This is a genomic window from Nostoc sp. PCC 7107, assembly GCF_000316625.1.
Classification (GTDB): domain Bacteria; phylum Cyanobacteriota; class Cyanobacteriia; order Cyanobacteriales; family Nostocaceae; genus Nostoc_B.
In genome coordinates, this window is the sequence record NC_019676.1 from 4,760,346 (window position 1) to 4,785,315 (window position 24,970).

Below are 24,970 nucleotides of genomic sequence, written 5' to 3' on the forward strand. Positions count from 1 at the left end.
CCTTTTAACTTTTGACTTATTTATTCGTCGTCTTCCAATGATTCACGGGAAAGAGATTCGTAAGTAGGTCGTGGTGGTGTGCGTCTGGCGGCTTGGTCTGCCATTAAATCGACTTCTACGTCTAAAGAACTGCCATCTGCTTGGGTTTCTACTTTATGAACAGCAATATCTAATCCTAATGATTGCAGTTCTCGCATCAACACCTTAAAGGATTCCGGTGTTCCTGGTCGGGGAATTGCCTTACCTTTAACGATCGCATTTAATGCTTCATTTCGTCCCTGCATATCGTCGGATTTGACTGTCAGCAATTCCTGCAAGGTGTAAGCTGCACCAAAGGCTTCCAATGCCCACACTTCCATTTCTCCGAAGCGCTGACCACCTTGTTGAGCTTTACCACCAAGGGGTTGCTGAGTAACCAAGGAGTATGGGCCTGTAGACCGGGCGTGGATTTTATCATCCACCAAATGCACCAACTTCAGCATATAAGCTACGCCTACTGTGACTGGTCGGTCAAATGGTTCGCCGGTACGGCCATCAAACACCATGATTTTTCCAGGGTCATCTGGGTTATATACCCAATCTCTACCTGTTTCGTCCCTTGCTTCTTGCAATTTGCCATGCACAATACGGCGTGATGATTCTTCCCCATACATTTCATCAAAGGGAACTATCTTAAATCTCACGCCCAAGGTATGACCCGCCCAACCCAACAGACATTCAAATACTTGTCCCACATTCATCCGGCTGGGTACGCCCAAGGGGTTAAGCACAATGTCTACTGGGGAACCATCTGGTAGGTAAGGCATATCTTCCAGGGGCAAGATTCGGGAAATAATCCCTTTATTACCGTGGCGACCCGCCATTTTGTCACCGACTTGGATTTTCCGCTTCTGGGCGACATATACCCGCACTACCATGTTGGCTCCCGGTGGTAATTCATCGCCTTGTTCTCTGGTAAACAAGCGCACATCAACTACACGACCTTTTTCGCCGTTAGGTACACGCAAGGAGTTATCGCGCACATCTCGCGCTTTTTCCCCGAAGATAGCACGTAAGAGTTTTTCTTCTGGTGGTTGGTCAGATTCACCTTTGGGTGTAACTTTACCGACTAAGATATCGCCTGATTCTACCCATGCCCCAATGCGGATAATGCCTTGTTCATCTAACTGACGCAAAGCATCTTCCCCGACGTTGGGAATTTCTCTGGTAATTTCTTCTGGGCCTAATTTGGTTTGTCTGGCCTCAATTTCATATTTTTCAATGTGAATTGAGGTATAAACGTCATCTTGTACCAGTCGTTCAGAAATCAAAATTGCGTCTTCGTAGTTATACCCTTCCCAAGGCATATAAGCGACGACAATATTTTGTCCCAGCGCCAATTCACCACCTTCTGTGGAGGAACCATCTGCTAGTACTTGTCCCGCTACAACCCTCTCACCCATTCTGACCAGGGGTTTTTGGTTTAAACAAGTGTCTTGGTTAGAACGCTGGTATTTAGAAACGGTGTATCTAATTTCTGGTGAATTTGGTTTGGGACGGACACGAATTTCTGTCGCGTCTACGTAGGTAACATCGCCATCAGTTCGGGAGACAATCACCATCCCAGAGTCTCTCGCGCCTTGAGCTTCCAAACCAGTTCCTACTAAGGGACGCTCTGGTTTCAACAGGGGTACTGCTTGGCGTTGCATGTTAGAACCCATCAGCGCTCGGTTAGCGTCGTCATGTTCCAAGAAAGGAATCATGCTGGTAGCTACCGAGACAATCTGTACTGGGGAAACGGCTACGTAGTCCACCTGTTCTGGTGTGGTGGTGGAGAATTCTTGGCGGTAACGTACTGGTACTTGTGGCCCAATAATGTAGCCATTTTCATCAACGGGAATATCTCCCGGTGCTACCCGCAAGTCATCTTCTTCGTCGGCTGTCATATACACAGGCGCTAGATCAAATCTAACTCGTGCATTTTCTACTGGTCGGAATGGTGTTTCTAAAAAGCCGTACTGGTTAACTCTTGCATGGGTAGCTAAGGAACCAATCAAACCAGCGTTGGGGCCTTCTGGAGTTTCAATGGGACAAATCCGTCCGTAGTGGGAGGGATGAATGTCTCGCACCGCAAACCCTGCCCGTTCTCTGGTCAAACCACCAGGTCCTAAAGCTGAAAGTCGGCGTTTGTGGGTCAGTTCTGCCAGTGGATTTGTTTGATCCATGAACTGGCTTAATTGGCTGGAACCAAAGAATTCTTTGATGGCTGCAACTAATGGTTTGGGGTTGACCAAGGATGCTGGTGTCAAAACTTCGGCATCAGATACGGTCATCCGTTCGCGGATAATTCGTTCTAAGCGGTTTAAACCTACTCTGACTTGGTTTTGCAGCAATTCGCCCACACTTCTGACGCGGCGATTTCCTAAGTGGTCAATGTCGTCTATACTACCGATGTCATATTCCAGGTTGATCAGGTAATCGACTGCTGACAAAATATCGCCAGGGGTTAGGACACGCATGGTGTCGGGAACTGACAATCGGAGTTTTTTGTTAAGTTTATAGCGCCCAACTCGACCCAAGTCATAACGTTTGGGGTCGAAGAAGCGAGAGTCTAATAGTTGTTGTCCACCTAATACGGTTGGTGGTTCACCGGGACGGAGTTTACGATATAACTCCATCAGGGCTTCTTCTTCTGAGAATTGCCCTTCTTTTTCGATGGTTTTTTGGAAATATTCTGGGTGGCGCAGGGCATCAAAAATTTCGTTATCTGATAAACCCAAGGCTTTGAGGAGTACCTGTGCGGATAGTTTACGGGTTTTGTCGATACGTACCCACACCAAATCGTTCCGGTCTGTTTCAAATTTTAGCCATGCGCCCCGGTTCGGGATGAGACTGGCTGAATATGTCCGCCGACCGTTTTTGTCGATTTCGGATTTGTAGTAAACTCCAGGCGATCGCACAATTTGGTTGACAATTACCCGCTCGGCTCCGTTAATAATGAACGTGCCGCGATCGGTCATTAACGGCAAATCACCAATAAATACTTCTTGTTCTTTTATGTCTCCTGTTTCTTTATTTAACAAGCGTGTGGGGACATACATTTGCACTGCGTAAGTACTATCCCGCCGTTTTGCTTCCTCAACGCTGTACTTTGGCTCCTTTAATTTATAGTTATGTCCTAAAAAATGCAGTTCGAGTTTGCCTGTATAGTCTGTAATAGGACTAAAGGAGTTCAGTTCTTCTATCAACCCTTCTTCTAAAAACCAGCGAAAGCTTGCTCGCTGAATTTCAATCAAGTCGGGCAACAAAAAGGCGGGTTCCAGATATTTGTCGTTATTCATGCCTCTACCTTTGTCAACCTGGTTAAACTTTTAGAGGACACTGCTGTGGGACGGTTCCTGCTACTAGCCAGTGTCCGTATTTGTTGGGGAACTTTTCCTTGTGTCACCTGTTATGGATTTATGCAGCTAACCGCAGCATTTTTTCATCTGGACAGGGTGATTTTGACAAGGGGGGTAAACACCCTTGCAAGCCATCAATAGCTGTTAAAACCCAGCTATTAACTTGATTTATCAACGACAGTTTGAGACATTTCTGCATTTGCTTTACTTTCCTCACTGCCCCTCCCAAAAACCGCGTAGATTAGCTGACGCATCTCAAAATTGTTGCACTTTTAAATACACCGTTTATCGTGACGGCAATATCAAAAGATAATGATAATCAGCCGGATGATATGGGCTTTGAGTCAAAGTGGCTTTATTTTGGTGGGTTTTACTCACAAGATAATTACTTTTAACAATTTTCTATAGTTTTAGATACAAAGCAGGGTATATTTTGCCAAATTTGAGCTACGAATGTTGGTAGTCACGGTTATTCATTTATGCCGAGCATCCGTATGTGGAGAGTGGAGGATGGCCAAGTTGATAACAATATAATAAGCTTAAAAGTTTTTTGTTTCTTCCTTTATCATTATGATGCAAGCAAAATGTTTTGGAGGGATCAATACTAACATATTTTTATCCTCCTGAGCTTTTAATTATTTTTGCCACACCCTGTAATCGCAATGTTTGACTTTTTATAAAGCCAAGTCAAATAATTTACAGGCATTTTGCGTGGTTTGGTGGGCGATCGCTTCTAATGTTTCTCCCCGCAACTCGGCTAATTTTTCCGCTACATAGCGAACATAAGCTGGTTCGTTGCGTTTCTCACCCCGTTTGGGAACAGGAGATAAGAAAGGACAGTCTGTTTCGATTAATAAGCGATCACTACTGACCATCTCGGCTGAGGCGTGAATCTCTTTAGCGTTTTTGAATGTAACAGTCCCGCTAAAGCTAATATAAAAACCCAGGTCAAGGAACCATTGGGTTTCTTCTGGCGTTCCGCCCCAGCAGTGCATTACACCCCGAATCCCCCCTTGAGTTTCCTGCCATTTTTGCAAAATTTCCCTGACATCACTGGCCGCATCACGACAGTGAATAATTACAGGAAGATTGAGTTCAGAGGCGATCTCTAATTGCGATTCAAAAACTATCCGCTGTTGCTCATAGTTTTCGGCTTTGTAGTAATCCAGCCCCATTTCCCCAATCGCCACCACTTTTGGTTCAGAACTCGCCAAGGATTTAATTGTCTCGGCTGTATCACTTTGCCATTTATCCGCATCTAACGGATGCAGTCCAACGGCAAAACTTAATTCAGGAAATTGGTTAGCAATAGTTTGAATGCTGGAAAACTCTGATGGTTCAACACAGGAGTGTACTAATCGCACTACCCCCGCTTCTTGCCATCGCGATCGCACTGCGGCTAAATCTGGCTGGAAGTTATCAAAGTTAAGATGAACGTGGGTGTCAATTAGGTGCATTGTAGTCAGATGTCAATGGTCAATAGTCCAGAGTTAATAGTATTGAATTGATACTTTTAACTTTGGACTATTCACGTTGGACTAATTACTGTGCTGTTTGAGTGAGCGGCTTGAGTTTATGAGCCAATCTCGATTTTTTCCTAGCCCCATTATTGGGGTGCAGAATGCCCCGCTTGACAGCCTTATCGATTTTGCTGTAAGCCTCAGCCAGACGCTCATCTACTTGTTGTTTGAGTTCGGGCGTAGGATTAGCCGCGTAGGTTGCTACCACAGTCAAGTATTTTTTCATCAGCGTCTTAACAGCTGATTTGTAAGTTTTATTCCTCAGCCGATTGCGTTCGGCGATATTGGCGCGTTTAAGAGCAGACTTTGTATTCGCCACAGTCGATTCCAAAAAGACTATTGATATGTACACACACTACTAGATTTACTAATATAGCATTCATCTTGCCAATGTCATAATTTCTCAAAAAAAATCTTGAGCCTGAGATAAAGGCTGAAAGGTCTCAGGGAATGAGCAGCTATCTGGCAATTTTTTCAGTAGATTTAATTTGTATGCCAAACTTAGTAAATAAGCTAAAATGAAGTACTTCAATAAATTATCTACCTAACTAACTACCTCCTGAACCAGCGGTGTAACTGTTAATGTTACTTCCGAATCAGGCTGTGTTGTCAGTAGACAGGAACTATAAATAGTTAAATCTTGGGTATTTGCGTGTATACAAATAATACATTACTTTTGTAAGCATGTTAAGACCTGAGAAAATTCCTCATTTAAATTAAGTAACCCATGTGCTGATAGCCTTGGGAGTATCAAAAAAATCCAGGTTAAGCTAGAGATGAGAATCAAAGTAAAACTTGTCCCTCTTGGGGGTCAAGAGAAAGACTAATTCTCAAGCAGGAATAATCTAAAATTTTGGCATTTTCCTTACTCCATGCTGCGAATCATTACTCAGCAGGCAGACGTTAAAGCAGAACTACAACGTATCTGCGATCGTACCCAGGACGAACAGGTAGTTCACAAAGAAGCAACTGTGCGGGAAGTGTTGCAAGCTGTGAAGCGCCAAGGCGACAAAGCAGTGTTGCATTACACGGCTGAATTTGACAACCAAACCTTGAAGTTGGAAGAACTGCGTGTTACGGGTTCTGAACTAGATAAAGCATACCAACAAGTATCTCAAGAATTGCTCCAAGCAATTCAGTTAGCTGCTCGTCAAATTGAAGCATTTCACCGTCAGCGAATCCCCAAAAGTTGGGTAAACTTTGGGGAAGATGATGTAGTGTTGGGTAAACGCTACACCCCTGTAGATCGAGCCGGGATATATGTCCCTGGTGGTCGTGCAGCTTATCTGAGTACGGTGTTGATGAACGCCATTCCAGCAAAAGTGGCTGGTGTACCACGAGTTGTTATGGTAACACCACCAGGCGCAGGGAAAGTCATTAGCCCAGCTGTACTAGTAGCAGCCCAAGAAACAGGAGTACAAGAAATTTATCGCGTTGGGGGAGCGCAGGCGATCGCGGCTTTAGCTTACGGTACAGAAACAATCCCGAAAGTCAATATAATTACTGGCCCAGGCAATATTTACGTCACCTTAGCCAAAAAACTCGTCTATGGCACCGTGGGCATTGATATGCTGGCGGGGCCAAGCGAAGTGCTAATCATTGCCGATGAATTTGCTAATCCGGTGCATGTGGCTGCTGATATGTTAGCCCAAGCCGAACATGATCCAATGGCAGCAGCGATTTTACTGACCACTGATCCAGCTTTGGCAAAAAATGTCCAAGTCGCTGTGGAAAGACAGTTAGTTGATCATCCCAGGCGGATCGATACAGAAAAAGCGATCGCCCACTACGGTTTAATTGTGCTGGTAGAATCTTTAGAAGCAGCAGCAGAACTCTCCAATGAATTTGCTCCAGAACACTTAGAGTTAGAAGTTAAAGACCCTTGGGCAATTCTGCCCCAAATCCGCCACGCTGGGGCGATATTTTTAGGTTATTCCACACCAGAAGCTGTCGGTGACTATTTAGCAGGGCCTAACCATACATTGCCCACTTCTGGCGCTGCCCGCTATACTTCGGCATTAAGCGTAGAAACCTTCCTCAAACACTCTAGTATTATTCAATACTCACCCACTGCCTTGCAAAAAGTAGCGGGTGCAATTGATGCTCTCGCCACAGCGGAAGGCTTACCTTCCCATGCTGATTCAGTCCGGCGGCGGATTCAACAAGATGAGTAATGGGGAATGCTTAATTTTTTCTGATACTTTTAGCAAATAGCATTCTTGAACTGCACACTTAAAGATTAAACTGTATTGCTGAAAGGCGATGAGCGATCGCCCAGTATACATAACACAAGATAAACTTCAGTTTTCATCAGTAATATTATTTGGTGTCAGCAGTGGAGTTTCAGGGGTCTACTTTTGAGGAGACGAGGGCAGTGCTAAACAATATTTTGATAGCTCTGGATGGTTCGGATATTGCAGAACGTGTAATTCAGGTTTTGGATGATTTAGTATTATCGCCCGAAACCAAAATTGTTCTTTGTCATGTGTTTCCTACACCAGATTCAGACATGGAACTACCCGCAGATCGTCCTCATCCTGAATCGCCAGCGTTGTCTTATTTCCAAATTGAAAAACAACTGCAAGCTTATCAAGAAAAATTATCCATTCAAAGCGCAGTAGAGTTGGTAACGGGCGAAGCTGCGGATGAAATTATTCGCCTAGCTAATATTTACAAAGCAGATTTAATTATTATTGGTAGTCGCGGATTAACTGGGATGAAGCGAATTGTTCAGGGTTCTGTAAGTAGTCAAGTAGTGGAAGAAGCTAATTGTTCTGTATTAGTGGTGAAGACCAAATAAAAATTGACATTAGCATAAATTAGTTAATAATTTTCTAGGTTTTGCACTTCTATTACATTGGTAGTCCATAAATTGCCAGTTTCAGCATCGAATAATTGGTGAATTCTAGCTTTTTTGAATTCAATTGGTGGGTTGTTTTTAGTGATATCGTAAATTTTGGATTCTCTTCTCTTAGGTAGTTTGTAGCCATTAGGTGCATGTATTTCTACTAAAAACATCTGTCTGTTTGGATGTACTTGGTAATTTTCAATTTTGCCAGCATTAGAATTGCTGATTAAATTAATGTAATCGCTGTAAGACACCAGTTTGATTGATTTTAACTTCAACCCTTCCTTAACTTTCATTTGCTCTAATAGTTGTTTGACTTTATCAAACTCTTTTTGATCCTTATTGGAATTATCAGGATATGAGTAGTTCGGTTTTATTTCTCCTACTGGTTCCTGTTCCACCACTCTGTTAATATCTATTTCTTCTTTTTTATTGGCATTAGCAGAAGAAATAGCCATTAACGATAGTAAGATTGCTGCTGTAGTTGAAACTACTAGAATTTGACGCATATCTCACTATTTACCTTTTTTATGCCTGAGCTAAAAACTGACGTAAACTCAACAAACTCAAGGTTTGACCTAAATTCAGGGGTAACATCGAAACGCCTTCTAAGCGGGACTGTACCCAACCTTCGCCCCAGTACCATTCATGAAAGCCGTCAATTCCACCACTGAGTAGGAAGCGCAGACAATTAGATTGAGCTACATCTACTTGATGATGAATGGAGATGGGGCCAGTCCAGCTTGTAAACTGGAATCCTGGATAAATTTCTTCTGGCATTCCTGGGTTAAAACGTTGCCCTAAGAGCCATTTTTCTAATTGTGCAGGACGTAGCAAGCTATCACCAATAGCACTGGCTGATGCTGCGATTTCTATCCGCAGTTGACTTTGTTGAAAATTACCTAGCATTTTTTATGTGACTTTTTAATGAATTGTATTTCTAGTATTGCAAATGCGATCGCTACTTATCATCTACTCACCTGGATGGTAACTGAGAACTTAGAATAGAAAAAGTGAAGTTGTTAAGAAATGTAAGGTTTTTTCATGGCGGATCAGTTAATTCGCGCAACAGCAGCCGAGGGTGGGATTCGTGCAGTGGGTGTCATCACTACGCGCTTGACAGAAGAAGCTCGACAGCGCCACAAACTTTCTTATGTGGCGACAGCAGCAATGGGAAGGACGATGGCAGCGGGCTTATTGATGGCTTCTGGAATGAAGCGTGTAGGCTCAAGAATTAATATTCGAGTCAAAGGCGATGGCCCTTTGGGTGGTATATTGGTAGATGCAGGTTTGGATGGAACAGTCCGGGGTTATGTAGGCAACCCGTCTGTAGAACTACCTCCCAACGCTAAAGGTAAACTTGATGTCGGCGGTGCAGTAGGCAGTGGCTACCTCTATGTTGTTCGAGATATTGGTTATGGTTATCCCTACTCCAGTACTGTAGAGCTTGTGTCTGGAGAGATCGGTGATGATGTGGCGCATTATCTAGTAAATTCTGAACAAACACCTTCAGCTTTGGTTTTAGGCGTATTCGTGGGTGCAGGTGGAGTGACTGCTGCGGGAGGGTTATTAGTACAAGTTTTACCCAAAGCCGCTAGAGATGAAGCCCTAGTTACAACCTTAGAATCACGGGTGGCTGCCTTATCAGGATTTACCCCATTATTGCAAGCAGGTAAGACACTACCAGAAATTTTTGGTGATCTTTTAGGCGATATGGGTTTGTCGATATTTCCTGAAACCCAGATGTTGCGCTTTCATTGTGGTTGCTCTTTTGATCGGGTACTAGGCGCACTTAAGATGTTAGGGGAAGCAGAATTACAAGACATGATTGTTAAAGATGATGGTGCTGAAGCTACTTGTGATTTTTGTGGCAGAGTTTATGAGGCAAGTAGTGATCAATTAGCTCAGTTGATTGTTGATTTACAAGCAGAATCTTCTGTTTGAGAATACAGTATAAAATAACACTGAATTTTCTAAAGGTTAAAGGTATACCAGGAGAAAGTTCAGATAAACAGTAGCTTTTTAACAATGAGAAAGTTACTATGGCAACAACCGAATTATTGACATAGAGCTTCTTAATGGTACAAGCAGCCCCCAGATTTATCTGTGGGGTCAATCTAAAATCCAAAATCCAAAATTGTTTGCCCTAGAGCCGATCGCTATTTAATAAATTTTTGGTGTGAGAGATGACAGAGCGGGATATTCCAGAAGGTTGGTCTCCAGCCAGAGCCAGAGAGCCAGATCACACAAACAGAACACCAAACATCGGTGACACTCAAGCATTTGGCATCCCAGCTACTGGTTCTAACTCTAAGTCAGTGAAGCAACAAACAGAAAATAACTCGGAAGAATTACCAATAAGAGATCATCATTCCGCCGAAACCAGTTCACCCAGCAAACGTTCTAGACCATTGCGACGTTGGATGAAAAGTTGGGTGTTATGGTCAATATTGTTAGCGTTAATTCCTGGCAGTATAGGGTTTATCGCAATGGCAATGCTGTTAAAATTACCGACTGCACCTAACTGTCCATCTATTTTTTGGCCGTTAGCTAGTGCATCAGTGCGGCTACATTGCGCTCAATTGGCGGCTTCTAAGCAGACGGTAGATGATTTATTACAAGCGATCGCCTTAGTTAAACAGTTACCACAAAATCATCCTCTGCGCGGAGAAATTGATCGGTTTGTCGAGGAGTGGTCACGGGATATTTTACAGTTAGCTGATCAAAGTTTTCAAGCGGGAGATTTAGAGCAAGCGATCGCCACAGCCCAGAAAATCCCCCAAGACTTACCTGCGTATAAATTAGTAGATGAGAAAATTGCCAAGTGGGAATCTATCTGGTCTAAAGCAGATGGAATTTATCAAGCAGTACAAGAAGAATTGCAGCAAAGACGCTGGCAATCAGCATCGCTGCTGGTGGCGAAATTACTGCGTATAGATAATAAATACTGGTCAACTACTAAGTATGATCAAGTCAATAGATTGATTGTATCGGTGCGGGAAGATGGGGATAAGTTAGATAAAGCTGATAGTTTAGCAAAAACCAAAGTAGTAGATAACTTATTAGAAGCAATTAAAATTGCCGAAGGAATTGGCAAAGACAGTTATTTTTATCAAAAAGCGCAGGAGTTGATTCCTGTATTTGGCCGCAAAATGTTGGAATTAGCCCAAGCTAAGATGGATGCGCGGGATGCCGATGCAGCCTTAGATATTGCCAGACAAATTCCTGATAGTACCAAGTTACAAGCAGATGTCGAAGACTTTATTTCTTTAGCAGATGCACAAAGAAGTGCTTGGATAGGTACAGTTTCTAGTTTAGAAACAGCGATCGCTCAAGCGCAAGAAATTGACCCGTCCCGACCAAAATATAACAAAGCACAAGACTTAATTACTCGCTGGCAACTAGAAATTGAAGATGTTGCTCGTCTGGAAAAAGCACGGACACTGGCAAGCCAAGGTACAATTAACGATTTAGCGGCAGCAATTATTGAAGCACAGCAGATTCCTTCTAACAATCCCCGTGGTTCAGAAGCGAGGCAAGAAGTAGGCCGTTGGCAAGCTCAAGTTGAGACAATTGAAGACCGTCCCTACTTAGAACGTGCAGAACAAATAGCATTATTAGAGGATATCAACTCTTTGCAGGCTGCAATCTCCGAAGCCAGTCAAATTCGTCGGGGTCGAGCATTATATCCCGAAGCACGCAAAAGAATTAACAGTTGGACAGCTAAAGTACAACGCATTCAAGATCAGCCATACTTAGATCAGGCGAGAGATTTAGCTCAAACCGGAGATTTAAATGCTGCTATTAATGCAGCCCAAACAATTGCATCTTCTGGAAGAGCGCTTTCTGGTGAAGCTCAAGCAGCTATCGATGATTGGCGAGGGCAAATTCGTGCTAAAGATAACTGGAATAGAGCTAGAGAGGTTGCAGTGGTTGGTACACCAGATGCGTTCCTGGAAGCGATTCGTTTAGCAGATAAAATACCAAGTAGTAATATCCTCCGTTTAGATGCGAATGTAGCAATTGACCAATGGAGTCAACAGTTATTAGACATCGCTCGCTCTCAGAGTAGTTCAAATCTCAGCAAAGCGATTGAAACTGCTCAGTTGATTCCTAGAGGTACAACTGCTTACAACACAGCACAAGAACAAATTAGAAATTGGCAGCAATTGTTGAATCCTCAACCCGTACCTCAACCTGAGCCTATATTACCCCAGTCATCAACTCCAGAGGGTACTAATTTGTAAAAGTAGGGAGTAGGAAAATATTCAATATAAGAGTTTCTATATGCTGAAGATTTTTTCCCTACTCCTGATGAAAATTAATTCAAGAATACTGAACCGTTTTGTTGAATTCGCATAGCCTTAGTATCTTGAGCTAAGTCAGTAGCTTCATTCAAAGTTACTTCTAACATTCCTGATTGTTCAGCAGAAGCTTGGGGTGTGACTAACAATAGTCCGCCGTCTTCGCGTTGGAATGTAACTGTAACTGGGGTGCTGATACCTTGTAACATAACATTTGACTTACCTTCTAGCGATCGCGCTTCTGTATCGCCAATAACTTGGTAAGTTACTCTAGCTCCAGTATCATTAATCAATTTCACATCAACTTTACCATTAGCAAGAGCGATCGTTGTACTAGGTGCTTGTTGTTGAGATGCTGAAGGAGTTTGAGTTGTGGTGGTTCTACTTGTAGAACTTTGCGGAGTTACAGGTACGCCCTGACTAGAAATGTTCCCTTGCGGTTGCTGTCCTTGTGAGAAAGCGTTAGGTGGACATCCTTGAGGTACAACATTTCTACTGTTGAAAGGTTCTTCATAGAAAATTCGGGGACAAGGATTAAGTGTAGTAGCACCAGCCTGCGGTGTTTCACCACCTACGCCCGCTTGGTATGGACTGGATGTAGTTGTGCGAGCCGTAGGTAGAAGGCCTTGATTAGCTAGTCTTTGAGTGAGTGCATTAGGCGGACATCCTTGTGGTACTATAACCCGACTATTATGGGGTTCTTCATAAAAAATACTAGGGCAAGGGTTAATTTTAGCGGTAGACTGTTGCGGTGTTGCAGAAGTTGGTTGTTGCGCTACTGCTGTTTGAGAAATCGCAGGCACACTAATCAATAAACCTCCACAAACAGCGCCGAATATCTCAGTAAACTTGCGTAATTTTTGATAAGTCATATTCATTTTTAACTCCTGAGAAAATTGAGTAGTAACCGTCTGGAAACTTTAGAAAGCAGTGAATTCAATAAAAATATTAGATTTTGCAATAGGAGTTTGCATCTAATCTCCTCCAATAAATTTATTTATTAGCTGCATTTAAGTAAAATAAATTAGCAATTTATCTGCATACTCAATAGAGTAAACAGTAAACTGTGATAGCTCAAATTTATGATTTAAAAATGCGAGCTTTGCTATATAAGTTAGTAAGTAATGTCAGATGGATTCATCTGTCACTGGAAACAAAAAAATAAAATAAAATTTAAGACTCTAGAGTTATAGGTAGAGTGACAATAAAAGTTGTACCTTTACCGAGGGTACTTTCTACTTGTATTTGGCCTTGATGATGTTCGACAATAGCTTGAGCGATCGCTAATCCCAATCCTGAACCTGTAGCACTGTCTGTAGCTTTACTGCCACTTTTTTTATGTGTACGTGCAGGATCTACCCGATAAAAGCGGTCAAACAAACGTGGTAATGCTTCTGTAGGAATACCAACGCCAGTATCACTCACTTTAATTTGTAACTGCGCCGTACTTACACGCATTCTTGATACACGGCTGATTCCTTCTTGGCGTGCTAATTCTACATTTACCTTGCCACCAGCCGGAGTATGCTGTAAAGCATTACTAATTAAGTTTGTCAATAGTCTAACCAACTGATCCCAATTACCAGCTAGAGTGAACCAATTTTCTAGTAATTCAGGACTGGTTTCAGCAATAGGAGGATCAACTAAATTTAAATTTAAAGCAATGCCTTTTTCACCTGCGAGAAGTTGCTGTTCTTCAATAACTTCCATCAGTAAGGCATCTAAAGGACAAGGTGAGAATACATCTTTACTGATACCGCTATCTTGTCGTGCTAAAAACAGTAAGTCATTAACTAACTTACCTAAGCGTTGTGTCAGCCGTTCCACTACTTTTAACTGCTGACGATAGTTGCTAGAAGTACTCACTTCTGTTTCCACCAACTCCAATTCACTTAAGGCAACTTGCACATTAGTTTGAATTAAAGTAATGGGACTTCTGAGTTCATGGGAAGCATCAGCCGTGAATTGCTTCAGCCTTTGGTAAGAATCACCGACTGGTTCCATTGCTTTCCCCGAAAGAAACCAGCCACTTGCAGCTACAGACACTAACATTAACCAAATCCCCAGTGCTAAATCCAAAATTAGCTGGCGGCTGGGTTTGGTAACTTCAAACCAAGGATGACTTACACGCAGATATCCTAAGACTTGTCGGCCAAATTCCACACGCTGAGTGACTTGACGCAACGATAGTTCTGAGTCTCCCCATTGGTCTTGTTTGGGTACACGGACTGTTTCACCAGTATGATTACCGTGAATAGGGATATTGAGAGGTTCTGATAAAGTTGACCAAAGTAATTTTCCTGTAGGACTAAACCATTCTAAGTCAATGTGGTCATCCTCTACATGATTGGCATTGTTGCGAAAACTGGCTTCTATATTGATGCGGAGTTTATTAGTTTCATTATTTACTGGCTCAATGACAAGCGATCGCTCTACAATTTCCACCACATGATTCAACGTATCATCAATCCGCTCCACTAACGTACTACGGACATATAGATAAACACCACTAGCAAACAGCAATAACAACACTGCTGTTACGGCAGTGTACCAAATAGCCAACCGACGGCGAGTAGCTTGAAACATACTTGCAACTAAAATCTACTTAAGTAGATTTATTGAGAACAGTAACTAATAGCTAAAAATATAGTTGATTACAAGACTTTATGGCTAGTCACTTAAATGATAGGAAAGTGAATTTATTTCCGACTTATCAACGTAGCAGTTTAGAAGTTATATCTGCATCCCAAATTTAACTTCTAAACTGCTTAATAAATAGATGGACAACCTAGTACACCAATAGTAATTTTACTGTAAACAGAGATATTTCTAGTAAATTTTTATCGATATACTTAGGAAAAATATCTCTAAAAATCCAGGCTTTTACAGTAGCTTTATGGAGTAGTTTTACTAAAGCAAATATATGTAAAATGCGTAGACTTTGGTAAATTCTCTGAGGTGCTATTTTTGCTACAACGGCTACATTGATTTTGTAATCTTTTTCTAAAGAGTATTAATTCAGCCCCCATGAAAAAGAACTTCTTATTAGCAGCATTTACTCTCGGTGCAGCCTCTCTGGCCAATACTTTATTATCTGCGCCTGTTAAAGCAGCATTTGTTGATGTTCCAATCAACGTCGAAGTCCCAGAGATTATTTACATCCAAACTTACCAAAGCCTTACTTTCAGACCTAATAGCTCAGAGTTTTTTGGAGTTCCTCAAACCACTACTGGAAACTTTACCTCTGATGGTAGCGTTGATACACCTCTTCCCGATCCTGGTAACTTAAATGCTACTGCTGGGACAATTACAACAGGGGATGTTTTAGTTTATAGAATTTGGGGTACTAGTACTGGTGCAAATAACCAGATTGAACATAGCGTTGCGTATAACGGTTCTGGACTACTTTACCTGAATGGTGATACCTCATCTAGCAATCAGATAAATATTTCCATAGTCTCACCTACCTCAGCTCAATCAGCTGCTGCTCCAGGTCTTGATACAACCTTAGACCCTATTCTCGGAAACGTACAGTTTGCATTTAACTTCGCAAATGCCACAGCATCAGGGACATACTCTCCTCCTACTGGAGAAGCTTTGAGAATCACAGCTACAGGTATTTAGACATAGTATATTTTGGCCTTGAGTTGCATCTAACCAAGAGGCAAAAATTGCAAGTTCTGGCTCAGAGCAAAATTACGCTATTAGGTTAAATGCTCTTCCCAGAACTTAATATCTCAAGGTCATTTTTTGATTTAGTCAGGTAAGCATCTGATGAAACGACTACTATTTATCAGCACATTTTTGTCTGTATTTCTATTGTATCAACCCAAGACCTTTGGGCAATTCGGTTTACCCGGTACTACCCTTACTCTAGAACCAATTAAAGTAACTGATGTTTTTTCTGAAGGTTCTAATCAAGTAGGTAACGGCAAAATAGAAACAAACTTGATCAATCCATCGTTACCCACACCTTCACTGACTACTCAAGTGAGTCGGACAGTCGCAAAACTCTGGCAACTAGAACTGTCAGAAACACAAGATGAAAACCAAATATCTGTTAGTTATGGGTTGAATTCAAATCAAGGTAATCCTGATAGTCTGAGCAAAGAAGGCATTAGTGAGGAAATCAAGGTTTCCATTACTCCTATTAACCCAACTATAGACCCTAATGCTGCTAAGAGAACACTCCAGGGAGGAGCCACTTTTAACTTAGACTTTTCAGATATCAAAACTTCCGGCTCTTATTCAGGAATATTAAGGGTAACATTTACTGGGATTTAAATCTTAACTCAATTAACCAATGAATCAGCAGCAAAAAGTAGTGAACAGCATTTATAAAATTGGGGCTAGTACGTTATTAACACTAAGTACATTAGCTTTGAATTGTCACCATGCCCTCGCAATAGCAATTGGAGTTAGCCCGCCGAGATTTGAATTAAAAATTGATGAGAAAAAACCAAAAACTCAGGTTTTTCGCGTTGTTAATATTGATAATCAACCAGCAACATTTAGGATTTATATTCAAGGTTGGACAATTGACGAAAAAAATGAAATTCAACCTGTAAAATCAACAGAGCAATCTCTAGATAACTGGATTACCGTCAACCCTGTAACCTTTACCCTTCCTCCTGGCAAAACCCAAACTGTGCGTTTTTCAATTCGCCCTCGTGTTAAACCTCAAGCAGGAGAACACCGCGCTTTAATATTTGTTGAAGAAGTCAATTCTACCCCAGAAAAAAAAGCCAATTCTGGAGTTAGAGTTTTAGGGCGTTTTGGTGTTGCTGTCTATGCTTATGTTGGTAGTTTAAAAAAAGTAGGTGTTCTCAATTCCATTTCGGTTGATAGTAAAGCCAATAACCTCAAAGCTGCATTTGACATTTCTAGCCAAGGTAATGCTTATGTGCGAATGAATGGTCAATATGCAATTTGGGCTGCTAACAAATATCCTGGTGCCAGCGCTACTAAGCCAATAGCTAACTTGCAAGACCAAAAAAACAAGAAACCAGATGGTGTGTTGGATGCTGGAATGCTACCTTCAACACCTGTGTTACCTGGTACTCGTCGTCAATTAATACTTAACATTAGTCAAAAACTGCCTCCTGGTCAATATGTTTTAGATGTTAATGGTAATTTGAATGGCGGTGCAATTGATAAAGGTATTCCTTTTACAGTTACAGCCAGAAGTAAATAAAACAGCTTTTAAACATAAGTTTTCTCACTTCTGGTAATCTTCTAATCTCTCCTCACATCATATAGATTTTGCCAGTTATCCAACCGAAATTCTCTAGTTTTTTAAGTTATTTACCTTGTCTGTCTCTGCAATTAATTTCCAGCCTCGAACTTTTTTAGGCTGTCGTACCAGCATTTGTATACAAGTATGATCTACCAAGCTTCACCACCTTTACCACCAGCAGAAGTTACCACTCTACCCGCGCAAGATACTCCTATTGCAGCGCCGGATAAAAATAGTGCTAACCCAGCGTATAAAACTGCGCGGCACACAGTAGCTACTCCACTTCCACCAGAAACCGCACCAGAAGCGGAGTTTTCCACCAATGGCTTAGAAGAATGGGAATCTTCTGCTGAGAGTAATTCTGGTGAAGCGCCAGTATTACAGAAGAAGTCAGATACAATACTCGCTGATGTTTCCTTTACAACTGGAATTCCCGACATATCAGACAAGTCAAATGAGGACAATTCTGAGAAAGCATCAGTTCTACAGAAGAAGTCAGGTACAATACTCTCTGATATTTCCTTTACTAGTGGAATTCCCGAAATATCAGACAAGTCAACTAAAGAACTAGATCAATGCAAAACAGCTACAATATCTGCACAAGTAGCTTCAACTAGTGCAAGTTCAGGACAATTAGAAGAGTCTCCTGATTTATTGACTAAGCAACTGGTGAAATGTGAACCAGTCAAAGCACCTGCTAAAGTTGCTGTGACAACACCAGATAACTCAGCAGCGTCATTAACGAAACGACCGTCACAACCTCCTGTTACACAGAAAGTCAAAGCACCTACTCAAGTTGCTGCTACAACACCAAATAACTCAGCAGCGTCATTAACAAAACAACCTTCAGTTCAACAGAAAGTCAACGCACCTGCTCAAGTTGCTGCTACAACACCAAATAACTCAGCATCCACAACAAAAAAACCAGCACAACCTTCTGCTCAACGCAAAGTTCAAGCACCTACTCAAGTTGCTGCTACAACACCCAACAAAAAGACCAAACCAAAAGCATCAGTTCAGCGTACAAGAACCACAGCACCTGCTAAAGTCGCTAGTAATGAAACTGACTCAACAACATTAAAACAACCACCTCAACCACAGGCACTAAATACTAAAGTTGAAGTTGCCAGCACTGCTGATGCTGCCAAAAAATCGGAAGAACTCTCTAGTTCTTTGACCAAACAACCACAACAAGGTCAAACTACAACAGCTTCTGCGTCAACTACAATTGCGGCCAAAGCACCAGAAGACCTAGCAACTTTTGTAACTCAACAAAGGTCGCAAACAGTAACAGCACTCTCAGAAGTAGCTACCAACGAAACTGATACAACTACTGATAATTTCGGGAATTTTTTAGCTAAACAAGCATCTCAATCACAGTTTCCTGATGTTACGACAACTGCATCTACCGAAGCAACTAGTGAAACTTCGATAAGTTCTCATGACTTAACCACTTTCTTAACTAAACAACCACCTCATTCATCAGTTCAATATCAAGTTGCCAATGTACCTGCTGAAGTTCCAACTACCAGCCAGACATCAAAAAAATCGGAAGATTTATCAGCGTTTTTAACAAAACAACCTACTCATCGACAGGTTCCACAAAAAACTGCAACTAATCCTATTCCTACAACAAGTTCATCAGCAGAATCAACGACAGAACCTCTCAACACTAAACCCGCTGAAATACAGCCGAAGAAACAAGGGGTAGATGTCAGCACGAATACATTAAATGTAGATGATAACTCACGCATAACTTTCACTCAAACAGCAAGCTCAAATTTAGAAAATTTATTGCTTGGAGTAATCATTAACAGGAGAGAAGTAGGTAACTTAGATGTTATCCGTCAAGGAAATACTTTGCTGTTGCCTTTAGATGATTTTGCTAAATTTGCTGGTATTGCAGTTGAAACAAAAGATAATAATACATATTTAAACACGCCTTTAGGTGCAATTAATCTGACTGAAGATGATATTCAAAATTTTAAAGGTGTTAACTATATTAGTGATGCTTTTATTAGAGATAAATTATCTTCTAATATTGAATTTAACTCTTTGGATCTAGCTTTGATTATTGATTTACCTTGGCGTGGTGATGGTACAGCATATACAAATGAAGCAGTTAACTTACAACCAGATGTATTTGCCCCACTCAATGGTTTTTCTAATTTAAGGCAAGAGTTAAATATTGTTAATAATGCTGGGGATGTAAATTTACGCAGTTCTACACTTTTAGGTGGCAGATTAGCTGGTGGTTTATGGCGTGTACGTGTCAATAATAATTTTGAAAATTCTCCTGATGTATCTGAATATTTTTATTATAAACGTAATGGCAGATTCCTTTATCAAGTTGGTCGTCAACAAATTGGTATAAGCCCACTAGTAAATAGTCTGAATTTGACAGGAGCGCAATTCGGTTATACAAATATACCAACAAATCGCTTTAATCAAACTAATAGTGCTAATGAGTTATTACCGAGACGTTCTAGACCTTTACAAACTTTCCAAGGTGTAGTTCCACCTGCTAGTTTTGTGCAACTCAGGGTTTCTGGAATTGTTGTGGCACAACAGCAAGTGGGATTTGATGGCAGATATGAATTCGTTGATGTTAATTTACCTGTTGGACAAAATAATCAGATTGAAATTTTAGTTTTTGAACGCAATAATCTCAATGTTCCCAGTGAGATTCGATCTGTGAGAATTAATGCTTCTGACTTATTACTTCCAGCAGGTGGGAATGTTCAGTTAGCTGGGGTAGGTTTAACTGGAAATTTAGTTCAAAATTCTTTATTTGATAATAACAGTGGGGTTGATGCTGGTCAGTTTGCTGGATTTTATCAAATTCGTCAAGGTCTTTCTAATAATTTAACTTTTGAAGGTTCTGTACAGGCTATTCCTAATACATTACAAAGTCAAGCTGGGTTGGTTTGGCGAGTAGCTAATCCTTTGGTTTTGTCTGCTAGTGTGGGTAATTCTTTTGGTAAGTTAGGCTATAACACTGATTTAGATATCCAGTTAGGAAAATTAGATATTACAGCTAATTCTCAATCTTATCCAAACGGATATCGTAATGGGAAGAACTCTGGTGAGTTTTTTAACCATAGTGCAGAAGTAAGTTATCGATTTAATAATAATTTTCAGTTAGGTTTTCTAGCCCGCAGCCGTAAAAGTGGTAGTGATTCTAATGATTATATTTCACCTACTTTCTCTTTACGGCCTTTTGCTCGTTTATCTTTAAGCGGTAGACCTGATATTACCGGACAATATTTATTCAATGCTTTTTATCAAGTCAATCGTGCTGCCAAACTATCTTTTAATACTTATGGCGATAGATATGCTAGTGATCTAAGTTATGACTTTAATCGCAGTTATCAGCTGTCTTTAGGTACTGATTTTGGTGGTAATTATGCTACTCGCTATACAGCTACGTTGAGTTATAACCCTCCAAGTATTAGACAACTAAGTTGGCGAATGGGGCTGGCTTACCGTGAGGGAAATTTTGGGCCGATTGTTGGTGCTAGTATGCAGGTATTGCCTGGGTTATTTGCCAGGGTTGAATATCAAGGTATTCCCTTTGCTGGGAGAAGAAATAGCTTTGGTGGTTTTGATGACGATCGCCTGACAGTATCATTAGTCTCAGACTTATCGTTTGCTGGTGGTAGAGCCGTTCCCAGTAATTTTAGCTCTTTAGGTAAGGATCGCGGTGCGATCGCCGGACGTATTACTGTCTCCGATGAAAACAAAGGTTACGACTTAAGCGGTGCTAGTGTAAGGATCATAAATAACCACAACAAGCCTGTTGGCGGTGCAAAGACTGACTCTAGCGGGAACTTCTTTGTCGGTGGTTTGCCAGAAGGTATTTATCGAGTCGAAGTTGACCCAGAACAATTACCTGTAGAACTTACCTTACCAAAAACAGGTAGGGTAGCTGAGGTGGGAATGGCAGGTGTCACTAATGTAGATTTTGCCGCCAGATTAGAATATGGTTTAGCTGGTCGAATTACCGATGTTGCAGGTCAGCCAATGTCTGAGGTGCGGGTAGAACTAGTAAATGTTGCTGGTACAGAAGTTTTATCAGCGATGACCGACGAATTTGGTCTGTATCGTGTAGATGGTGTTCCCGTTGGCAAGTATACATTGCGGGTTCCGCCTCAAGATGCGATCGCCAATAGTGAGACTTTCCCCAAGCGCGAGGTAAATATTCACAACGAATTCGTCTACGACCAAAATCTGCAATTACCAATTTCGACAGCAGCCAAAGAAATTAAAGAAAAATAATCCAAAATCTCAAATTTAAAATCTAATATTTTCTAGCTTTTGTAAAAAACTAACTTCTCGTTCATTACAGATTTCCACTACTATGTTTATTGTTCTCCAGTCGTGTGGGCTACTTCTGGCTACCCGCAGATCGTCATGCCGAAATCTAAAAAGAGCGCCAATCCCATCAATCTCAACGATCCACAATACTATCTCAACCGAGAGTTAAGCTGGCTGGAATTTAATCATAGAGTACTACACGAAGCTTGCGATTCACGCACACCACTTTTAGAAAGACTGAAGTTTTTAGCCATCTTCAGTTCTAATTTAGATGAATTCTTCATGGTGCGGATTGCTGCTTTAAAGCAACAGGTGGAAGCGAAAGTTACTCAGTTAACGCCTGATGGACGTACCCCGCAACAACAACTGGATGATATTCGCTTAAATCTTAGTCCGCAAGTAGTCAAACAGCATCAACATTTTGAACAAGTCCTGCGTCCACTATTGGCCAAGGAGCGTATTCATATCCTTGACTACATTAATTTAAACCAGAAACAACGGACTTATTTAGATAATTATTTTGAAGAACAAATCTTTCCAGTTTTGACTCCTTTGGCTGTTGATCCTAGCCATCCTTTCCCCTACATTTCCAATCTCAGTTTAAATTTGGCAGTTGTTGTCAAAAACCCAGATACCGAAGAAGAATTTTTTGCTAGAGTCAAAGTCCCTAGCGTTTTACCACGATTTTTGCCTTTACCACCAGAGTTAGGCATTCAAGAAAATGGACAACCCGCCAACTGGACAGGTGTACCTTTAGAACAGGCGATCGCCCATAATTTAAATGCTTTATTTCCGGGGATGAATATCCAAGAATATCACCCCTTCCGCATTACTCGTGATGCTGACTTAGCACTGGAAGAAGATGAAGCCGACGACTTGTTATTAGCCATTGAACAGGAACTACGCAAACGCCGCATTGGTGGTAGTCCTGTCAGAATAGAAATTCAATCCCAGACACCAGAACCAATTCGGACACGCTTGTTACAAGATTTAGATTTGACCGACAGCGATGTTTATCAAGTAGATGGTTTATTGGGTCTGCGAGACTTAATGTATTTCATGGCTTTGCCCTTGGCGGAACTGAAAGATCCCCCTCGTCAGTCTGTCGTCCCTCCCCGTCTGCAACGGTTACGCGAACCGCACATAGACGAAGATGTCTTGGAAATGGAAGAAGGCAAAGATTTTTTTGCAGTGATTAGAGAAAAGGATTTATTCGTCCACCATCCCTATCAATCTTTTTCGGCAACAGTTGTACGTTTTATTACCCATGCAGCCCATGACCCGAATGTCTTAGCTATCAAGATGACCCTTTACCGAACTTCCGGTGATTCACCGATAGTTAACGCTTTAATTGCAGCGGCTGAAAATGGTAAGCAAGTATCAGTATTAGTTGAATTAAAAGCCCGCTTTGATGAAGAAAATAATATTTACTGGGCAAGGCGTTTAGAAAGAGTGGGCGTTCATGTTGTCTATGGGTTAGTTGGCTTAAAAACCCATTGCAAAACTGTCATGGTAGTGCGACGAGAAAAAGATAGAATGCGCCGCTATGTGCATATTGGCACGGGAAATTACAACCCAAAAACTGCACGACTATATACCGATTTAGGATTATTTAGTTGTCGTGAAGAATTAGGTGCTGATATTACAGATTTGTTTAATTTTTTGACTGGTTATTCACGACAGAAATCTTATCGAGAATTATTAGTTGCACCAGTGAATATGCGTGATCGCTTTTTGTCTTTAATTCAGCGCGAAATTACAAATGTTCAGAAAGGGTTTACTGGACGCATTGTTGCCAAAATGAATTCTCTGGTTGACCCACAAATCATCGCTACTTTGTACGAAGCTTCTCGTGCTGGTGTGCAAATTGACCTCATTATTAGAGGCATTTGCTGTTTACGTCCAGGACTCAAAGACATTAGTGAAAATATTCGCATAATCAGCATTATCGGTCGCTTTTTAGAACACTCTCGCATTTATTATTTCTACAATAATAGCCAAGAAGAAATCTATATTGGCAGCGCTGACTGGATGCGCCGCAATCTAGATCGACGAGTAGAAGTAATTACGCCAATTAAAGATCAAGATATTGCTAAAGATTTGCAAGAAATCTTGGGAATTATGTTGGCAGATAACCGCCAAGCTTGGGAATTACAAGCTGATGGTAGTTACATACAACGCCGTCCTGAAGATGATTGCCCAGAAGCTAATTCACAAATAAGTTTTATGAATATGGCATTGCGTTCTACAGGCGGAACCCCTAACTTGCTAGATTCACAGAAAGGTCTTTCTTATACTGAGTAACTAGGAAAAATTTTATTTTTTTAGCAAACTTTAATTTTTCCCAATTTTATCTAGATGAATTAGTTGTGAAAAAAGTAGTGATTCAACCATAAGATAGAGTAATTGTCTGTACTTGCTCTCATAGACTATGAACATTGTTGTAACTACTTTTTTCTTTCCTTGAATGTTAATGCTCTCCTGTGAGTCTTCTGCTTTACGCGTTCTCGTAGTTGATGACCACGAACTGACTCGTTTAACCCTAAAATTAGCTTTTTCTTGTCAAGAAAATATTCAAGTTGTTGGGTTAGCTAGTAACGGTCAAGAAGCTATAGAAATGGTTAAACGCTATCTGCCTGATGTAATTGTTTTAGATTTACAGATGCCTATAATGGATGGTTGGAGTGCTTCTAGTCAAATTAAGGCCTTCTCTCCCCATACTCAGATACTTGCTTACTCCTCCGTAGAAGATGCTAATTCGCCACGCGCGAGGGGAATGGCTAACTTTGATGATTTCTGTAAGAAAGATGTATCTACAACGGAACTTATTGCTTTAGTCAGACAATTAGGCAACCGTAGAGGAGATAGTGAAATTGTTTGATAAATCTTGCACCAAAATAATGTCACATTGACTTAGGCTTGGCTCAGTTCTGGAGAGTTGGTAATGTTTTATGATTGAGAAGCGTCGGCATAACTCTTACTTATTAGAGATACCGACGCAATTTTTAGTGCAACTTAATTATTTCCTATTTCTGGGATAGTACGTTTATATTCATCAATTAAGTCATCTAGTTCTTCTAAAGCCTGATTGACATCGACTCTCAAAGTTCCCAAGTTTGGCTGTTCTAAGAGGCTTAAAAGGTAGTCGCGTTTGCTTTTAACTACCGCAATTCGGTCTTTGATAGTTTGTAAATCCATTGCTTGTCTGCCTTTTATTAACTACAGTCCAGTTTAAAGTTAACGCAAAACAGTGCGAAGCTTGCTCAAGCAAGCAAAAGTTGTTACCCACATCACCATCTAAGTTGCTAAGAATCAAGCAACTCAGTTTTTAAGTCGTTGGGCTTTCCTAATTTGTTACACATAGC

General features: G+C 41.1%; 18 protein-coding genes. 10 read left to right on the forward strand and 8 right to left on the reverse strand.

What is annotated here, in order from left to right:
- Positions 1-20 precede the first annotated feature (20 nt).
- The 3 genes from rpoB to rpsT all read right to left on the reverse strand — a co-directional run bounded on the left by rpoB (position 21) and on the right by rpsT (position 5,219).
- Positions 21-3,320, reverse strand: coding sequence for a DNA-directed RNA polymerase subunit beta (gene rpoB / locus NOS7107_RS20305; protein ID WP_015114823.1), 3,300 nt, complete (start codon positions 3,318-3,320; stop codon positions 21-23).
- Positions 3,321-4,054: 734 nt separating this feature from the next.
- Positions 4,055-4,837: a TatD family hydrolase gene (locus tag NOS7107_RS20310; RefSeq protein ID WP_015114824.1), complete on the reverse strand. Its 783-nt coding sequence runs from the start codon at positions 4,835-4,837 to the stop codon at positions 4,055-4,057.
- Between the two features lie 85 nt (positions 4,838-4,922).
- Entirely contained in the window at positions 4,923-5,219 is a 297-nt protein-coding gene (gene rpsT / locus NOS7107_RS20315; RefSeq protein ID WP_015114825.1) for a 30S ribosomal protein S20, read from the reverse strand.
- Between the two features lie 553 nt (positions 5,220-5,772).
- On the opposite strand from rpsT, the gene hisD reads away from it, so the two are divergent.
- Both hisD and NOS7107_RS20325 read left to right on the forward strand, forming a co-directional pair.
- Positions 5,773-7,074, forward strand: a complete 1,302-nt coding sequence (hisD, locus tag NOS7107_RS20320) for a histidinol dehydrogenase (protein WP_015114826.1) — start codon at positions 5,773-5,775, stop codon at positions 7,072-7,074.
- 200 nt (positions 7,075-7,274) lie between these two features.
- Entirely contained in the window at positions 7,275-7,700 is a 426-nt protein-coding gene (locus NOS7107_RS20325; protein ID WP_015114827.1) for a universal stress protein, read from the forward strand.
- 23 nt (positions 7,701-7,723) lie between these two features.
- On the opposite strand, the gene NOS7107_RS20330 is transcribed toward NOS7107_RS20325, so the two are convergent.
- Both NOS7107_RS20330 and NOS7107_RS20335 read right to left on the reverse strand, forming a co-directional pair.
- Positions 7,724-8,257 carry a hypothetical protein gene (locus tag NOS7107_RS20330; RefSeq protein ID WP_015114828.1) on the reverse strand — a complete coding sequence of 178 codons (534 nt, stop codon included), beginning with the start codon at positions 8,255-8,257 and terminating at the stop codon, positions 7,724-7,726.
- Positions 8,258-8,276: 19 nt separating this feature from the next.
- Positions 8,277-8,657 (reverse strand): hypothetical protein, encoded by a 381-nt coding sequence (locus tag NOS7107_RS20335; protein WP_015114829.1) that lies wholly within the window; start codon positions 8,655-8,657, stop codon positions 8,277-8,279.
- Positions 8,658-8,792: 135 nt separating this feature from the next.
- Here NOS7107_RS20335 and hslO point away from each other — a divergent pair, with 135 nt between their 5' ends.
- Complete coding sequence (gene hslO, locus NOS7107_RS20340; RefSeq protein WP_015114830.1) at positions 8,793-9,692, forward strand: Hsp33 family molecular chaperone HslO; 900 nt, start codon at positions 8,793-8,795, stop codon at positions 9,690-9,692.
- Between the two features lie 242 nt (positions 9,693-9,934).
- Positions 9,935-11,995 (forward strand): hypothetical protein, encoded by a 2,061-nt coding sequence (locus NOS7107_RS20345; RefSeq protein WP_015114831.1) that lies wholly within the window; start codon positions 9,935-9,937, stop codon positions 11,993-11,995.
- Positions 11,996-12,069: 74 nt separating this feature from the next.
- Here NOS7107_RS20345 and NOS7107_RS20350 read toward each other — a convergent pair whose 3' ends face one another.
- Both NOS7107_RS20350 and NOS7107_RS20355 read right to left on the reverse strand, forming a co-directional pair.
- Entirely contained in the window at positions 12,070-12,924 is an 855-nt protein-coding gene (locus NOS7107_RS20350) for a hypothetical protein (RefSeq protein WP_367579439.1), read from the reverse strand.
- A gap of 301 nt (positions 12,925-13,225) precedes the next feature.
- Complete coding sequence (locus NOS7107_RS20355) at positions 13,226-14,638, reverse strand: cell wall metabolism sensor histidine kinase WalK (RefSeq protein WP_015114833.1); 1,413 nt, start codon at positions 14,636-14,638, stop codon at positions 13,226-13,228.
- Positions 14,639-15,079: 441 nt separating this feature from the next.
- Between NOS7107_RS20355 and NOS7107_RS20360 the strand changes: the two genes are divergently transcribed.
- From NOS7107_RS20360 to NOS7107_RS20385, 6 genes are all read left to right on the forward strand, one after another.
- Complete coding sequence (locus NOS7107_RS20360) at positions 15,080-15,676, forward strand: hypothetical protein (protein WP_015114834.1); 597 nt, start codon at positions 15,080-15,082, stop codon at positions 15,674-15,676.
- 150 nt (positions 15,677-15,826) lie between these two features.
- Positions 15,827-16,336: a hypothetical protein gene (locus NOS7107_RS20365; protein ID WP_015114835.1), complete on the forward strand. Its 510-nt coding sequence runs from the start codon at positions 15,827-15,829 to the stop codon at positions 16,334-16,336.
- 40 nt (positions 16,337-16,376) lie between these two features.
- Positions 16,377-17,246 carry a molecular chaperone gene (locus tag NOS7107_RS20370; RefSeq protein WP_253274465.1) on the forward strand — a complete coding sequence of 290 codons (870 nt, stop codon included), beginning with the start codon at positions 16,377-16,379 and terminating at the stop codon, positions 17,244-17,246.
- Positions 17,247-17,432: 186 nt separating this feature from the next.
- A complete protein-coding gene (locus NOS7107_RS27415) occupies positions 17,433-21,566 on the forward strand; it encodes a carboxypeptidase regulatory-like domain-containing protein (protein WP_015114837.1) in 4,134 nt (1,377 codons plus the stop codon).
- Between the two features lie 135 nt (positions 21,567-21,701).
- Positions 21,702-23,909 carry a polyphosphate kinase 1 gene (gene ppk1 / locus NOS7107_RS20380; protein WP_015114838.1) on the forward strand — a complete coding sequence of 736 codons (2,208 nt, stop codon included), beginning with the start codon at positions 21,702-21,704 and terminating at the stop codon, positions 23,907-23,909.
- A gap of 163 nt (positions 23,910-24,072) precedes the next feature.
- Positions 24,073-24,486 (forward strand): response regulator transcription factor, encoded by a 414-nt coding sequence (locus NOS7107_RS20385; RefSeq protein ID WP_015114839.1) that lies wholly within the window; start codon positions 24,073-24,075, stop codon positions 24,484-24,486.
- Positions 24,487-24,620: 134 nt separating this feature from the next.
- Here the strand turns inward: NOS7107_RS20385 and NOS7107_RS20390 are convergent, their stop codons facing one another.
- A complete protein-coding gene (locus tag NOS7107_RS20390) occupies positions 24,621-24,803 on the reverse strand; it encodes a hypothetical protein (protein ID WP_015114840.1) in 183 nt (60 codons plus the stop codon).
- Positions 24,804-24,970: the final 167 nt, after the last annotated feature.